Genomic DNA, 15,397 nt, shown 5'->3' on the forward strand with positions numbered 1-15,397 from the left:
CCACCCGCAACACCCAGCAACTACTAACTTCGCTGCTTTGCGTCGAGCCCTCGATTATGACACGCTTTTTTCTAAAAGCGCAACTTCTTTTTTTTACTCAGAAGCCGCCGCCACTCTCTCAAACCCCTCACCAGCCAAACTCAGCAACCAAAGGCTGCGTATCAGTCAGCGAGCTCGCCAGTATACGAGGGTTTTCGCCGGGAAATCAAGCTGCCGACAAATTCTTTGTCCTGCCTGACAGGGTGCCCAACTGAGTGGCGCCCCAGCGTCGACAACTCACTGGAGAGACTTATGCGTGGAGTCACGTTGCTCGGCAACTGCGACTCGCACGCAGGTTCTCATGTGAGATACGAAGGATGCTGCCGAAGCGGCCCCACCATTCGTCCGCGCCGCGGCCTTCCCGAAGCACCGAGCAGCTATCGCCGCTTGCGGCTCCGGAATGCGATCACCTCCCCCATGATCCCGCGTCGGAAGGCGAGGACGCAAACCATAAAGATCAGCCCGGTCACGATCGTCACGGATTCCCCGAGGGTGCTGAACCAGTCAACCTTCGTCACCGACGCAAGAAGATTACCCAACTCACCGATCTTGTTCTCCAGCGCCACGACCACCGTGGCGCCAACCAGCGGACCCGACAACGTGCCCAGGCCACCCAGCAGCGTCATCAAAATGACGGAGCCCGACGAGGACCAGTGCACATCCGTCAGCGTGGCAAAGCCGAGGACAACCGTCTTGAGTGCACCGGCCAGACCCGAAAGCGCGGCGGAGATCACGAAGGCCACCAGCTTCACACGGCCGACGTCATAGCCAAGGGAAAGCGCCCTGGCCTCGTTCTCCTTGATCCCCTTGAGCAGTTGCCCGAATGGCGAGTGCACCGTGCGCACGATCAGCGCGAACGCCAGGGCCACGACAACGAGCGCCACGTAATACATCGTCAGGTCGCTCTGCAGACTGAGGACGCCGAACAGCTTTCCGCGCGGCACGCCCTGCAGACCATCCTCGCCGCCGGTGAACGGGGCTTGCAGCGCGAAGAAGTAGACCATCTGCGCCAGCGCCAGCGTGATCATTGCGAAGTAGATCCCCTGTCGACGGATCGCCAGCATGCCGAAGACCCAGCCGAGCGCCGCGCCCACCGCTGTCCCGAGGAACAGCCCCAGTTCGGGGGTAAGCCCCCAGACCTTGATCGCATGACCGGCCACGTAGGCAGAGCCGCCAAGAAAGGCAGCGTGCCCGAACGACAGCAGGCCCGTATACCCCAGCAAGAGATTGAACGCCGCGGCAAACAGCGCGAAGCACATGAGCTTCATCACGAAGACCGGGTAGGCGCCCAGCCACGGTGCGGCCACCAAAGCCGCCAGCAACAGACCATAGCCCAAGGTGGATCTGGAGTTCATTGCGAGTGACACCTTTGCTACTTTTCCTTGCCGAACAGGCCTGCGGGACGCAGCAGCAGCACCACGACCATGATCACGAACACCACAGTTGAGGATGCCTCGGGGTAAAAGACCTTTGTCAGACCTTCGATCACCCCGAGTCCTAGCCCGGTGAGGATTGCACCCATGATCGAGCCCATCCCGCCGATGACCACCACGGCAAACACCACGATGATGAGGTTCTGCCCCATCAGCGGAGACACCTGTATGACGGGAGCCGCCAGGACACCCGCGAACGCGGCCAGCGCGACACCAAAGCCGTAGGTGAGCGTGACCATCAACGGCACGTTGACGCCAAAGGCCTCGACCAACCTCGGGTTCTCGGTACCCGCCCGTAGGTAGGCGCCCAGACGGGTCTTCTCGATCACGAACCAGGTGGCCAGGCACACCAGGAGCGAAGCCACGACGACCCAGGCCCGATAGTTGGGCAGGATCATGAAGCCCAGGTTGGTGGCACCGGACAGCTGATCCGGCGCGTCGTACTGCAGACCGGAGACGCCGTAGAAGGACCGAACGACACCTTCCACCAGCAGCGTGAGTCCCAAAGTCAGCAGCAATCCATAGAGATGGTCGAGCTTGTAGATCCAGCGCAGCAGCAGCCGCTCGATGACGACGCCCAGCAGCCCGACGATCAACGGCGCCAGGATCAGCATCCACCAGTAGCCGATGCCGAAGTAGTTCATCGCCGCCCAACTCAGGACGGCGCCGAGCATGAACAGCGCGCCATGGGCGAAGTTGATGACGTTGAGCAACCCGAAGATCACGGCAAGGCCGAGGCTCAGGATCGCATAGAACGATCCGTTGACAAGCCCCAGCAACAGCTGGCTCAGCAAGGCAGGAAGGGAAACGGTCATGTCATGGCGCTGGAAGAGACTGCCGACCGGGGGCCCGCACGCGAGACCCGGCACAAGAAACCGGCGGGACGAGCTATTGCTTCAGCCGCCCGCGTCCATTACTTCCAGAGAGCGCACTTGCTCTCGGCCTTGGTGGTGAAGACCTGATCGCCCGGCAGCGTCTTGACGACCTTCAAGTAGTCCCAAGGCCGCTTAGATTCCGAGGGCTTCTTGGCCTCGACCAGGTACATGTCATGCACGAAACGGCCATCGGCGCGGATCTGACCCTTGGCGTAGAAGTCGCTGATGGTCATCTTCTTGAGTTGCTCCATCACCTTGTCCGAGTCGGTGGTCTTGGCAGCCTCGACAGCCTTGAGGTACGTCATCGTCGCCGAATAGTCGGCCGCCTGAATGTCCGTGGGCATGCGCTTGGTCTTGTCGAAGAAGCGCTGCGCCCACTTGCGGGAGTCGTCATTCATGTCCCAGTACCAGCTGGTGGTGTGCAGCAGGCCCTCGGTGTTCTTGAGGCCCAGGCTGTGGATGTCGGACAGGAAGACGAGCAGCCCCGCCGTCTTCATCGTCTTGTCGATGCCGAACTCCTTGGCGGCCTTGATGGAGTTGATGGTGTCGCCTCCCGCGTTGGCCAGGCCCAGGATCTGCGCCTTGGAGTTCTGCGCCTGCAGCAGGAAGGACGAGAAGTCGCTGGCGTTGAGCGGCGTGCGCACGGAGCCGACCACGGTACCGCCCTTCTCCTTGATGACCTTGGTGGTGTCCGCCTCGAGCGCGTGGCCGAATGCATAGTCGGCCGTCAGGAAGAACCAGCTCTTGCCACCCTGGTCAACGACCGCTGCACCAGTGCCCTTGGCCAGCGCGACCGTGTCGTAGGCATAGTGCACCGTGTAGGGCGTGCATTGCTCGTTGGTGAGGGCGGACGTCGCCGCGCCGTTGTTGAAGTACACCCGCTTCTTCTCGGCCGCCACCTTGGCCGTGGCGAGCGCCGTGCCCGAGTTGGTGCCACCGAAGACCATCGTCACACCCGCGGTGTCGATCCACTCGCGCGCCTTGGATGCGGCGATGTCCGCCTTGTTCTGGTGATCCGCAGTCAGCAGCTCGATAGGCTGGCCAAGTGCCTTGCCGCCGAAATCGTCGATGGCCATCTGGATCGCCGTCGCTCCGCCCTTGCCTTCCACATCCGAGTAAAGGCTCGACATGTCGGTGACGAGGCCGATCTTGACCTTTTCCTGCGCGAGCACCGGTGCAGCGAGGCCCAGCGCCAGGACAGCCGTCGCAACACGGGTAAGGGTGATCTTCATGGTGTGTCTCCTAGGGGTGAAATCGGAACGGGTGTGGGGTGCATCACACGCCGAGCAGCTCGTTGAGCAGCGGCATCTTGGCGTCGAGCTGGGCCGCATCGAAGGACTCGACGACGACGCCATGCTCCATGACATAGAAGCGGTCGGCCAGCGGCGCCGCGAAGCGGAAGTTCTGTTCGACCATGAGCACCGTATAACCCTTGGCGCGCAGCGTGGTGATCATGCGTGCGAGGGCCTGCACGATGACTGGGGCGAGGCCTTCAGAGATCTCGTCAAGCAGCAACAGCCGGGCCCCCGTGCGCAGGATGCGCGCGACGGCCAACATCTGCTGCTCGCCACCAGACAGGCGTGTCCCCTGGCTATGGCGTCGCTCCGCCAGGTTGGGGAACATGGCGTAGATCTCGTCCACCGACATGCCGGCGCCCACCCCTTTGAGTGGGGGCGGCAGCAGGAGGTTTTCCTCCGCCGACAGGCTGGCAAAGATGCCCCGCTCCTCGGGGCAGTAGCCGATGCCATGATGGGCGATTCGGTGAGTGGGCAGCCCGATCGTCTCCTGTCCGCCGACCCGGATGCTGCCCTTGCGGGCGCCCGTCAGGCCCATGATGGCGCGCAGCGTAGACGTGCGGCCGGCGCCGTTGCGGCCCAGCAAGGTGACGACCTCGCCAGGGTTCACATGAAGGTCCACGCCATGCAGCACATGCGACTCGCCATACCAGGCATGCAGGCCTTCGATGGCCAATGCGGGCGTGGTCATGAACGCTCCTTCGTGGCTGCGCAGGCTGCAGCCGGATCACGTACCCAACCCGCGTCGGGCAACGAGGACTCGTGCATTCAGTGGGCTCCTTGCAGCTGGCCGTCGGTGGTGCCCATGTAGGCTTCCATGACCTGGGGATTGCGCGACACGGCGGAATAATGTCCTTCGGCCAGGACGGCACCGCGCTGAAGCACGGTGATGGTGTCGGCGATGGTCGAGACCACGCTCATGTTGTGCTCGACCATCAGGATGGTGCGCCCGGCGGAAACGCGCTTGATCAGCTCGGCCACGCGGTGCACATCTTCGTGGCCCATGCCCTGCGTGGGTTCGTCCAGCAGCATCAGTTCAGGCTCCATGGCCAGCGTGGTCGCGATCTCGAGGGCGCGCTTGCGCCCATAAGGGAGGTTCACCGCCAGGTCGTCGACCATGGCCTCGAGGCCGACCTCCGCCAAAAGCTCGCGTGCCCGAGCATTCAGTGGGACGAGCGTGCGATCGCTCTTCCAGAAGTGGAAGGAGGTCCCGAGCGCCCGTTGCAGGGCGAGCCGCACGTTCTCCAGCACGGTCAGGTGCGGGAAGACCGCCGAGATCTGGAAGGAGCGGATGATGCCTCGGCGTGCGATCTGTGCGGGCCGCTCGCGAGTGATGTCGAGCCCGTTGAACAGGATCGTGCCCGACGTCGGCTCCAGGAACTTGGTGAGCAGGTTGAAGCAGGTGGTCTTGCCGGCACCGTTGGGACCGATCAGTGCATGGATCGCGCCACGCTGCACCCGGAGGTCGACCTTGCTGACCGCGGTGAAGCCCTTGAACTCCTTGGTGAGCTGCCGTGTCTCGAGAATGATGTCGCTCATCCGCGGGCCTCCTGCCGCTGCGCATCGAATCTTGGGGTCATGCGTCTCCGTCGTTGTCGTACCAGGGGAGCCTGCATCGCAAGCCTCGAACGTTGGCGCATTGTTGGCAGCGGCTCTCTCGGCTGCTACTGGGGCAAATGCGGATGCTGCAGTGCAATGCGCGAAAGCGCCGCAGCGCGGGCCCAGACCATTGCTTGGGAGCCACGGCCCCGCCGACGGGTGAGCAGTTACACGCCGCGCGTGCGACAACGCCCGCCGGCGTGTCTGCCGGCGGGCGTTGTCTTGTTCGTTTCGCGGAACGCGGCGCGGCCGACAGGCCCGCCTCGTTTTCAGTGGGCGCCTGCCGCCGCGTCGCTTCCTGCTGCGCCCCTGGCGGGCCGCGCGATCCAGATGATCGGGATCAGCAGGATGAAGAGCACCGCCGACGCATAGAACAGGTCCGCCGTGGCCAGCATGAAGGACTGTTGGTCCGCGAGCCGGTTGATCTGCGCCAGCGCCTGCTCGGCGCTGAAACCGGCATTGCCGAACATCGACAGGGTTGCACTCGCGGCAGGGCTGCTCGGATTGACGGCTTCGGCCAGTTGCGCATGGTGCAGCGCCGCGCGGTTCTCCCACAGCGTGGTCGAGATCGAGGTGCCCATCGCGCCTGCCGTGATGCGCGCAAAGTTCGACAGCCCCGACGCCGCCGGAATGCGCTCTGGAGGCAATCCGGACAGCGTGATGGTCACCAGCGGGATGAAGAAGAAGGCCATCGCGATGCCCTGGATGAGCGTCGGGATCATGATCGTCTCGAAGTCCGTCTGCGTGGTGAAGTGCGAGCGCATCCACACCACCAGCGCGAACACGATGAAGGACATGGTCGCGTAGTAACGCGGATCGACCTTGCCCACCGTGAGACCCACCATGGGCGACAGCACGATGGCGAACAGGCCGACCGGGGCCAGCACCATGCCCGCGCTCGTCGCCGTGTAGCCCATGTACTGCTGCAGCCACAGCGGCAGGATCACCACGTTCCCAAAGAACAGGCCGTAACCCACCGACGTGGCGAGCGCCCCCGACCAGAAGTTGCGCCGCTTGAAGAGCGACAGATCGACCACCGGGTGCTTTTCGGTCAGCTCCCATACCAGGAAGAACGCAAAGCCCACGACCGCCACCACTGCCAGCGCGATGATCTCGCCGGAATGGAACCAGTCGAGCTCCTTGCCCTTGTCCAGCATCAGCTGCAGCGCGCCTACCCAGGCGACCAGCAGGCCCAGGCCGATGGCGTCGATGGGCACGTGCCGCGTGGGCGTCTCGCGCTTGCGGTAGATGCTCCAGGTGACCGACGCCGCCAACAGGCCGACCGGCACGTTGATGAAGAAGATCCAGGGCCACGAGATGTTGTCGGTGATCCAGCCCCCCAGCAGCGGCCCCATGACCGGCGCCACCAGCGTGGTGATGGACCACATCGCCATGGCCAGGCCCGCCTTGGCGCGCGGATAACTCGACAGCAACAGCGTCTGCGACAGCGGGATCATCGGCCCCGCCACGAAGCCCTGCAGCGCCCGGAAGGCGATCAGCATCGTCATGTTGGGGGCCATGCCGCACAACCACGAGCTCAGCACGAACAGCAGCACACTGGCCATGAACAGGCGGACCTGCCCGAAGCGCTGTGTCAGGAAGCCGGTGAGCGGCACGGCAATGGCATTGGCCACGCCGAAACTGGTGATGACCCAGGTGCCCTGCGTCGGGCTGACGCCCAGGTCACCCGAGATGGCGGGCAGCGACACGTTCGCGATGGATGTGTCCAGCACATTCATGAAGGTGGCGGCCGACAGGGCAATGGTGCCCAGCACGCGCGCCGAGCCTTCCAGTGGCGCAATGGCGGCCGCGGCCGCCTTTGGCTCAGAAGCAGCCATGGATGAAATTCCTCGCGGCGATCAGAGCGGGCGCGGGGCGGCCGAAGCCTGCAGCGCGTGGCGGGCGCCGCCCTCGGCAGCCTGACTCGACGGCGAGGCCACGGCCGGCTTGGCACCAGCCGGCGCGGGGCCGGCCGAAGCCGGCACCGGCCGCCCGAGGTTGGCCGCGATGATCCGCTGCACGGCCTTCTCGGCACCATCGTCCTGCCCGTTGTAGACCTGGGTCGATGCGAAGTCGGACGCGCGCGGCGCATCGGCCAGCATCTTGCCGTTGCTGTTGGCCACATCGACTTCCGCGTCCATCGACAGGCCGACGCGCAGCGGATTAGCCTTCAGTTCATTGACGTCCAGGCTGATGCGCACCGGCACGCGTTGCACCACCTTGATCCAGTTGCCGGTCGCGTTCTGCGCCGGCAGCAGCGCAAAGGCCGCACCCGTGCCAACGCCAAGGCCGGCGACCTTGCCGTGGTAGACCACCTTCTTGCCGTACACGTCGGCCGTCAGCGTCACGGGCTGGTCGATGCGGATGCTGCGCAGTTGGCTTTCCTTGAAGTTGGCGTCGACCCACAGTTGTCCCAGCGGCACGATGGACATGAGGGGCGCGCCCGGCGCCACACGCTGGCCCAGTTGGACCGTGCGCTTGGCCACATAGCCATCGACCGGCGCAGGCAGCGCGACGCGCTGAGTCGCCAGCCAGGCTTCGCGCACCTTCGCAGCGGCGGCCTGGACGCTGGGGTGTTCCTCGACCGTGGTGCCTTCGGTCAGCGACCGGTTGCTGGCCAGTTGCTCGCGGGCCGCCGCAACGCCCGCCTGTGCAGCCGCCAGCGCGCTTCGGGCGTTGGCGACCGCCGTCTCGGCATGGCTCAGCTCTTCCTTCGAAACCGCCCCATTGCCGGTGAGGGAGCGCCGACGCTGCAGGTCGTCCTGCGCGCGAGCAACGTCGGCCTGGGCCTTCACCACGTCGGCCTGGCGCAGGTTGACCTGCGCGGCCAGCGAGCCGTTGTTGACGTAGAGCGTGCGCGCCTGCCGCACGGCCTGGCCCAGTGCGGCTTCCGCCTGCGAGAGCGCCACCTGGGCGTCGGCCGGGTCCAACTGCACCAGTGGCTGGCCCTGCTTGACGTAGTCGGTCTCGTCGGCTGCGATGCTCATCACCGTGCCAGCCACCTGCGGCGTGATCTGGATGATGTTGCCCTGGACATAGGCGTTGTCGGTGGATTCGTAATGACTCGCGACCAGCCACTCGTAGGCAGCCCAGCCGGCGCCGGCCACCACCACCACCGCGGCCAGGGTCGTCAGCGCCTTGCGGCGACGGGTGTTGGGCGCCTTCTCGTCGGCGGCCTGGGAAGAAGAAGCAATGTTGTCGTTCATGGTCTGGCTCCTTGCGGACGTGCGGGCGCTGCGTCTCAGCGCGCCGCGGCGGATTCGTTGAGGGCGGCCGTCTGCGCGGCCGCGGGAGCATCGCCGGCCCAGCCGCCACCCAGGGCGCGAGCAAGCGAGGCCTGGGTATCGAGCGCCCGGGCAGCGAGGTCCACCGCCTGGCGGCGCTGGGTGAGCACCGCCGTCTCGGCGGTGAGCACATTCAGGTACGTGCCCAGCCCCGCCTGATAGCGCTGCAGCGCGATGTGGTAGGCGTCCTCGGCGGCGCGTTGCGCATTGCCTTGCTCAACCTGCTGCCGGCCGATTGACCGCGCGCTGGCGACCTGGTCGGCCACCTCGTGCACGGCATCGATCACGGCCCCGTTGTAGCTTTCGATGGCCGCGTCGTGGTCGGCCGCCTTGCCGCCCAGGTTGGCCCGCAGGCGCCCGCCCTCGAAGATGGGCAGGTGCAGCGCGGGCCCCACGCCCCATTGCAGGCTACCCGACTTGAGCAGCTTGTCGAATCCAATGGACTGCGTCCCGACGAAGGCGGTCAGATTGATGTTCGGATAGAACTGGGCGCGGGCGCTCTCCTCGTCGCTCGCCGCCGCCTCGACGCGCCAGCGGGCAGCCGCCACGTCAGGGCGGCGGGCGAGCAGGTCGGCGGGAATCTGCGTGGCGAGCGGCACCGCTTGCAGCGACGCCAGCGCGGGCGGCCTGAGACCACGCGTGGCGTCGGGCACGGCCACCAGCGCATCGAGTGCATGCCGGGCGTTCTCGATCTGCTCGTTCAGCACCTCGATCTGCTGCCGTGCCTCGGGCAGCCCGCCTTCGCTCTGTCGTTGCTCTAGTTGGGTGTCCAGGCCGGCCGACACGCGATCCCGCACCAGGCGCAGCGTCTCCTCGCGCTGGGCCAGCGTGCGGCGGGCGACATCGCGCTGCGCCTCCAGCCGCGCCCACTGGATGTAGCTGCGCGCCACATTGGTGGTCAGCAGGATGCGCGCCGCCTGGGCATCGGCCTGCGCGGCGCGTGCACTGCCCACCGCAGCCTGGATGGCCGCGCGGTTGCGGCCGAAGAAGTCGAGCTCCCAACTGCCATTGAGCTGCAGCGTGCCGTTTTCCTGCACCGTGCCGCCGAGCGCGCCATAGATGTAGTTCTCGCTGTAGCGCTGTCGCAGCAGCTGTGCGTCGCCGCTGAGCTGCGGTCGCCCTGTCGCTTCGGCCACGCCAGTCGCCGCGAGCGCCTTGGCGACGCGGGCCTGGGCCACCTGCAGGCTGGGGCTGGCCGCCAGGGCCTGCTGCTCGAGCGTGTCGAGTTGGGCATCGCCGAAGGCATGCCACCACTGCGCGTCGACCTGCGCGAAATCGTTGGCCGGCTGCGCGTTCGCCGGCACGCCCGCCTGCACCGCATCCCGCATGCGGGCGTGGGAGGCGATGCCTGCGGTGTCGGCACAGCCCGCGGCCAGCAACGCAACCGCCAGGCCCACCGCCATCAGCGCCGGACGGCCCTCGCGGCCCTGGGTCGAAGAAAAAGTCATCGCGAAACTCCTTGGCCCGATGCCCGATGGCATGCGGCCTGCTTTCTCTGGGCGTTCCCCAGGATGCGGTTCAGGTAATCCTTGAGCTGCTCCCACTCCACCTTCGTGAAGCCGGCGAGCATCTCGTTGTGGACCCGGCTGAGCACGGCCGGCACCTTCTGGGCAGCACTCAGGCCCTCAGGCGTCAATTCGAGGTTGACGACCCGCCGGTCCTCCTGCGAGCGCACCCGACGCACCAGCCCCTTGGCTTCGAGCCGATCCAGCAGGCGCGTCATGGCGCCGGTGTCCAGTTGGCACTCACGGGCCAGTTCGGCCACCGTGCCAGCGCTACCCATGTGCAGCTTGTGCAGTGGCACCCACTGTGGATAGGTCGGGCCGCCGGGCTCGACCAGTTCGTTTTCGACGGCCTGCGACACGCAGGTCAGGATGCGCTTCATCGCGTAGCCCAGGCTTTCCTCGGCGGTGTAGCTCTCGGCCCGGTAGAAATCCACGGGCGGCGGCCCGGCGGTGCCGCCGGGCGGAGTCGTCTCTGATTTGGACATGGGGAGATATTATTTGCCTCGTCAAATATTGTCAAGGCTGATTCTGGGGTGGCAAGGTCTCGTTAGAATCCGCGCGGCCCGGCCACTGCGCCGCGATTGCCCCGCACTCCTGTGAAGAACGCCAAAAGCTCCCCCCGCTCGCTCGCCGGCCTGGCGCCCTTTCTTGGCCCCTACCGCCTCCAGATCGCGATGGCGGCTCTGTTCCTGGTCATGGCGGCGGTCACGACCCTGGTGTTTCCCATCGCGCTTCGCGGCCTGATCGACGCCGGCCTGGCCCCCACGGCACCCGGCGATCAGGTGATGGCACTGCGCGAACACTTCCTGGCCCTGTTCGGCGTGGCGATCGCGCTGGGGCTGTTCTCTGCCGCGCGCTTCTACACGGTGAGCTGGCTGGGCGAGCGCATCACGGCCGACGTGCGCACCGCCGTGTACGGCCGCGTGCTGCACCAGAGCCCGCAGTTCTTCGAGACCACGCAGACCGGCGAGGTGCTGTCGCGCCTCACGGGCGACACGACGCTGGTCCAGACCGTAGTGGGCTCCTCTCTCAGCATGGGCTTGCGCAATGCGGTCATGGGCGTCGGCGCGCTGGCCATGCTGATCTGGACCAATCCCTGGCTGATGGCCCAGGTGGCGCTGGTGCTCGTGCTCGTCGTGCTGCCGGCCATGGCCTTCGGCCGCCGCGTCCGGCGGCTCTCCCGCGCCAGCCAGGACCGCGTGGCCGACGCCAGCGCCATCGCGGCCGAGGTGCTCAATGCCATTCCGGTGGTGCAAAGCTATACGGCCGAGACCCGCGAGGCCGAGCGCTTTGCCGGCTCCACCCAGGCAGCCTTCGAGACGGCCGTGCGGCGCACCAAGGCGCGGGCCGTGTTGGTCGCCTTCATCATCATTGCCACCTCGGCCGCCTTGCTCTGGGGCCTTTACGCCGGCACGCAGGCCGTGCTGCGGGGTGAGATCAGTCCCGGTCACATGGGCCAGACGGTGGTCTATGTGGTCATCCTGGCGAGCGCGCTGGCGGTGCTGGGCGAGGTCTACGGCGACCTGCTGCGCGCGGCAGGCGCCACGGAACGGTTGATGGAACTGCTGCACGCGCCCATCGCCATTTCGTCGCCAGAGGCCGTGCAGGCCGCACCACCCGCCTCCGCAGGCGCCCAGGTGATGCTGGAGGATGTCGGCTTCCATTACCCGTCACGCCCGGGCACGGCGGCCCTGCGACACTTCTCGCTCGACGTGGCGCCTGGCGAAACCGTGGCCCTGGTGGGCGAGAGCGGCGCGGGCAAGAGCACTGTGTTCCAGTTGCTGCTGCGCTTTTTCGATCCGCAGACCGGCGACATCCGGCTGGACGGTCAGTCGCTGCGTCGATTTGCGCTGGATGACCTTCGCGGACGCATCGGCTTGGTGCCGCAGGACGCCGTGATCTTCTCGACCACGGCGCTCGAGAACATTCGCTATGGCCGGCCCGACGCGACGGAGGCCGAAGTCCGGCATGCGGCCCGCCTTGCGCACGCCGAGGGCTTCATCGACGCCCTGCCCGACGGCTTCCACACCTTCCTGGGGGAACGCGGCGTGCGCCTGTCGGGGGGGCAGAAGCAGCGGCTCTCGATTGCACGCGCCATCCTGAAGGCACCACCGCTGCTGCTGCTGGACGAGGCCACCTCGGCGCTCGATGCGGAAAGCGAACGGGTCGTTCAGGCCGCCCTCGAATCGGCAATGGAAGGTCGTACCACGCTGGTCATTGCCCACCGCCTTGCGACGGTGCAAAGGGCCGACCGCATCGTGGTGCTGGACCACGGCGCCATCGTCGAACAAGGCACCCATGCCGAATTGATCGCCCGCGGCGGCAGCTACGCCAAGCTGGCGGCGCTGCAGTTCACGGCCTGAGCCTGCCGCACCCCCTTTCGGGAATCCCGGCGCTTCGCGCCAGTGCAGCTTCGCCCAGACACAACAAAGCCCGCACACGGCGGGCTGAGTCATCGGTGGCGAGCGCGGTGCAACAGCCTGGTCGGGCGACCGCGCGTCGATCCACAACCCTACTGCAAGGGTTCCTTGAGTGCAGGCGGCAGCGGCAGCGGCAGCACCGCAATGCCTTCCTCCAGCAAAGCGGCGGTCTCCTCGGGCGTGGCCTGGCCACGGATTCCGCGCTCTTCCACCTCGCCGTGATGCATGCGCCGCGCTTCCTGCGCAAACCGGTCGCCCACGTCTTCGGTCCTGGCAAGCACCTCCCGGACGGCGCGCATCCAGCGGGCTTCCGGGTTCTGCTGCTGCGGCGGTTGAAGCTGAGCTTCAGACGGCAACGCCTCGCGCCCGGCGCTGAGGTTGAGACGCGGTGCGCTCAGGCCTTTGACAATGGCCTTGTCACCACAGAGCGGGCATTCGATCTGGCCACCGTCGCGCTGGGTCTCGAACTCCGACTCGGAGCCGAACCAGCCCTCGAAACCGTGGCCATGGGCACAACGCAGATTCAGGACCTTCATGGCGCGGAATTATCCGCAGCCCGCCATTCCAGTGCCCAGTTGCCGGAAAGCACGTTCTGCATCCAGACCGAGCAGGCCAGCGTCTTCGCATCCGTCACCGTGCCATCACGGCACCAGCTCAGCAGATCCGCGGGCGCTGCTGTGAACACGTCGAGGAACTCGCCCTGGTCAAGCTTGCGATCGCCAGCACTCAGGCCGCGCGCGAAGTAGATGTGGATGACCTCCGTCGAGTAGGCCACGGCCAAGTGCATCACCCCGGCCTTGGCCCACTCGCGGGCGCGGTAGCCGGTTTCTTCCAGCAGTTCGCGCTGCCCGCAGACTAGCGCATCCTCGCCGGCGTCGAGCTTGCCGGCCGGGAACTCCACCATGACCTGGCCCACCGGGTATCGGAACTGGCGCTCAAGCACGATGCGCCCATCGTCCAGCAGCGGAATGACCACCACCGCGCCCGGGTGGATGACGTACTCGCGCGTCGCGGTCCCGCCATCGGGCAGCGCGACCGTGTCACGGTACGCGCGCAGAAACCGACCCTCGAACAGCCGCTCCGACGCGACCTTCTTTTCTTCCAGGTGGGCGATGTCAGCGGTCACGGTTCAGTACCCTTTGCGTTTGAGAAGGTAGCGCCAGATGAAGCCCGGAAAGGCGAGCACCAGGAAGAAGGCGGCCGTCACCGCATAGAACTCCCAGCCCTGCGCCGCCACCATGCCCTGCTTGCCCTCGAAGAGCCGGCCGACCATGCCGGCCAGCAGATAGCACAGCACCAGCTCCCCCAGACGCACCGCGAGCGGCTTGACCGCCGTGCGCCAGGGCAGCACGGCGAGCAGCCGCTCGTTCAGGAAAGGCAGGTTGGCCAGGACCAGCGCAACGCCGAGGACGACCCAGGCCGATGCGTTGCTGCCCACGACGCGATCAGTTGCCCAGCGTGGCCACGATGGCCCGGGCACACAGGGTCATCAAGCCGCCGGGCAGGATGCCCAGGATCAGGATCAGGGCGCCATTGACCGACAGCACGGCCCGCACGTCGCGCGGCGCCGCCACGGTCGTGGCCGTCAGCGGTGCGTCGAAGTACATCACCTTCACCACGCGCAGGTAGTAGAAGGCGCCAATCAGCGACATGATGACGGCGAACACCGCCAGGCCGATATACACGCCCTGCCCCGAAGCCAGCAGCGCCTGCAGCACCGCCAGCTTGGCATAGAAGCCGACCAGCGGCGGAATGCCGGCCAGCGAGAACATCGCAATGGCCATCACGCCGGCATACAGCGGGCTACGCTGGTTGAGGCCGGCAAGGTCGGAGATCTCTTCGCTCTCGAAGCCTTCGCGGGCCAGCAGCAGGATGATGCCGAAGCTCGCCAGCGTGGTCAGCACATAGGTCACGATGTAGAACATCGACGCGCTGTACGCATACTGGGCGTTGAGCGTGTTGCCGTCGATCACGCCAGCCACCAGGCCCAGCAGCACGAAGCCCATCTGCGCGATGGTCGAGTAGGCCAGCATGCGCTTGAGGTTGGTCTGCGCGACGGCGGCCAGGTTGCCCACCAGCAGCGACGCCACGGCCAGCACGGCCAGCATCTGCTGCCAGTCGAAGGCCAACGGCAGCATGCCTTCCACCAGCAGACGGATGACGATGGCGAAGGCCGCCAGCTCGGGCGCGGCGCCGATCAGCAGCGTCACGGCCGTGGGGGCGCCGTGGTAGACGTCCGGCAGCCACATGTGGAAGGGCGCGGCACCCAGCTTGAAGGCAAGACCAGCGACGATGAACACCAGGCCGAACACCAGCACCTGGTGGTTCACCTTGCTGCTGGCGATGCTCTTGAAGACCTCGTTGACGTCAAGCGAGCCGGTGGCGCCGTACATCATCGACATGCCATAGAGCAGGAAGCCGCTGGCCATGGCGCCGAGCACGAAATACTTCATGGCGGCTTCGCTGGCCGTCGCATGGTCGCGGCGCAGTGCCACCAGGGCATAGCTGGACAGCGTGAGCAGTTCCAGGCCCAGGTAGATCATCAGGAAGTTGCTGCCCGAAATCATCACGAACATGCCGAGCAGCGAGAACAGGCTGAGCGTGAACATCTCACCGCCGCGCAGCATCTGGCGGTCGGCCGCATAGGGACGGCCATAGACCAGCGTGACCATCAGCGCCACGGCCGAGAAGCATTTGAGCCAGTTGCCCATCGGGTCGCTTACCACCATGCCGCCGAAGCCGTGGAAGGTGTGGCCGGCGACGGCGTTCATGCCGGTCAGCAGCGCCGTCGCGGCCAGCGTGAGCATCGTGAGCCAATGGGTGGCGGTGCGGTGCGCGCTGCTGACACGCAGGTCGAACAGCGTGATGACGCAGGCCATCACCAGCAGCAGGATCTCGGGGTAGACAGCCACCCAGCTGAGTTTGTCGATCATCTTGTTCTCTTGTC

15 protein-coding genes are annotated in these 15,397 nt (G+C 66.2%); 2 read left to right on the forward strand and 13 right to left on the reverse strand.

Annotated elements, in window-relative coordinates:
* Positions 1–254: hypothetical protein (locus tag ABIC63_RS00005; RefSeq protein ID WP_354318236.1), on the forward strand; the 254-nt coding region annotated here is incomplete at its 5' end.
* Positions 255–416: 162 nt separating this feature from the next.
* Here ABIC63_RS00005 and ABIC63_RS00010 read toward each other — a convergent pair.
* The 9 genes from ABIC63_RS00010 to ABIC63_RS00050 form a co-directional block, all read right to left on the reverse strand.
* Positions 417–1,394 carry a branched-chain amino acid ABC transporter permease gene (locus ABIC63_RS00010; protein WP_294367607.1) on the reverse strand — a complete coding sequence of 326 codons (978 nt, stop codon included), beginning with the start codon at positions 1,392–1,394 and terminating at the stop codon, positions 417–419.
* A 17-nt stretch (positions 1,395–1,411) separates the two neighbouring features.
* On the reverse strand, positions 1,412–2,287 hold the full coding sequence (locus tag ABIC63_RS00015; protein WP_294367606.1) for a branched-chain amino acid ABC transporter permease: 876 nt from the start codon (positions 2,285–2,287) through the stop codon (positions 1,412–1,414).
* Positions 2,288–2,385: 98 nt separating this feature from the next.
* Positions 2,386–3,579, reverse strand: a complete 1,194-nt coding sequence (locus ABIC63_RS00020) for an ABC transporter substrate-binding protein (RefSeq protein WP_017761172.1) — start codon at positions 3,577–3,579, stop codon at positions 2,386–2,388.
* Between the two features lie 43 nt (positions 3,580–3,622).
* Positions 3,623–4,333 carry an ABC transporter ATP-binding protein gene (locus ABIC63_RS00025; RefSeq protein WP_294367604.1) on the reverse strand — a complete coding sequence of 237 codons (711 nt, stop codon included), beginning with the start codon at positions 4,331–4,333 and terminating at the stop codon, positions 3,623–3,625.
* A gap of 77 nt (positions 4,334–4,410) precedes the next feature.
* A complete protein-coding gene (locus ABIC63_RS00030; RefSeq protein WP_354318237.1) occupies positions 4,411–5,181 on the reverse strand; it encodes an ABC transporter ATP-binding protein in 771 nt (256 codons plus the stop codon).
* 329 nt (positions 5,182–5,510) lie between these two features.
* Complete coding sequence (locus ABIC63_RS00035) at positions 5,511–7,079, reverse strand: DHA2 family efflux MFS transporter permease subunit (RefSeq protein ID WP_294367600.1); 1,569 nt, start codon at positions 7,077–7,079, stop codon at positions 5,511–5,513.
* 21 nt (positions 7,080–7,100) lie between these two features.
* Complete coding sequence (locus ABIC63_RS00040; protein WP_294367598.1) at positions 7,101–8,447, reverse strand: HlyD family secretion protein; 1,347 nt, start codon at positions 8,445–8,447, stop codon at positions 7,101–7,103.
* Positions 8,448–8,482: 35 nt separating this feature from the next.
* Positions 8,483–9,973 (reverse strand): efflux transporter outer membrane subunit, encoded by a 1,491-nt coding sequence (locus tag ABIC63_RS00045; protein WP_294367596.1) that lies wholly within the window; start codon positions 9,971–9,973, stop codon positions 8,483–8,485.
* On the reverse strand, positions 9,970–10,515 hold the full coding sequence (locus ABIC63_RS00050) for a MarR family winged helix-turn-helix transcriptional regulator (RefSeq protein ID WP_294367594.1): 546 nt from the start codon (positions 10,513–10,515) through the stop codon (positions 9,970–9,972). Before ABIC63_RS00050 ends, ABIC63_RS00045 begins: the two co-directional genes overlap by 4 nt.
* A 189-nt stretch (positions 10,516–10,704) precedes the next feature.
* Between ABIC63_RS00050 and ABIC63_RS00055 the strand changes: the two genes are divergently transcribed.
* Positions 10,705–12,393: an ABC transporter transmembrane domain-containing protein gene (locus ABIC63_RS00055; RefSeq protein WP_476346407.1), complete on the forward strand. Its 1,689-nt coding sequence runs from the start codon at positions 10,705–10,707 to the stop codon at positions 12,391–12,393.
* A 149-nt stretch (positions 12,394–12,542) separates the two neighbouring features.
* On the opposite strand, the gene ABIC63_RS00060 is transcribed toward ABIC63_RS00055, so the two are convergent.
* The 4 genes from ABIC63_RS00060 to nuoN are packed head-to-tail and all read right to left on the reverse strand — an operon-like array spanning position 12,543 to position 15,383.
* Complete coding sequence (locus ABIC63_RS00060; RefSeq protein ID WP_294367590.1) at positions 12,543–12,986, reverse strand: DUF1178 family protein; 444 nt, start codon at positions 12,984–12,986, stop codon at positions 12,543–12,545.
* The gene (locus tag ABIC63_RS00065; RefSeq protein WP_294367589.1) at positions 12,983–13,576 is read right to left on the reverse strand and encodes an NUDIX domain-containing protein; all 594 of its coding nucleotides are present in this window, start codon (positions 13,574–13,576) and stop codon (positions 12,983–12,985) included. Before ABIC63_RS00065 ends, ABIC63_RS00060 begins: the two co-directional genes overlap by 4 nt.
* A 3-nt stretch (positions 13,577–13,579) precedes the next feature.
* A complete protein-coding gene (locus tag ABIC63_RS00070; RefSeq protein WP_294367587.1) occupies positions 13,580–13,888 on the reverse strand; it encodes a DUF2818 family protein in 309 nt (102 codons plus the stop codon).
* Positions 13,889–13,895: 7 nt separating this feature from the next.
* Positions 13,896–15,383 (reverse strand): NADH-quinone oxidoreductase subunit NuoN, encoded by a 1,488-nt coding sequence (gene nuoN, locus ABIC63_RS00075; RefSeq protein WP_294367585.1) that lies wholly within the window; start codon positions 15,381–15,383, stop codon positions 13,896–13,898.
* Positions 15,384–15,397 lie beyond the last annotated feature (14 nt).

The organism is Pseudacidovorax sp. 1753, from assembly GCF_040544975.1.
In the GTDB taxonomy this organism is placed as follows: Bacteria; Pseudomonadota; Gammaproteobacteria; order Burkholderiales; family Burkholderiaceae_C; genus Xenophilus.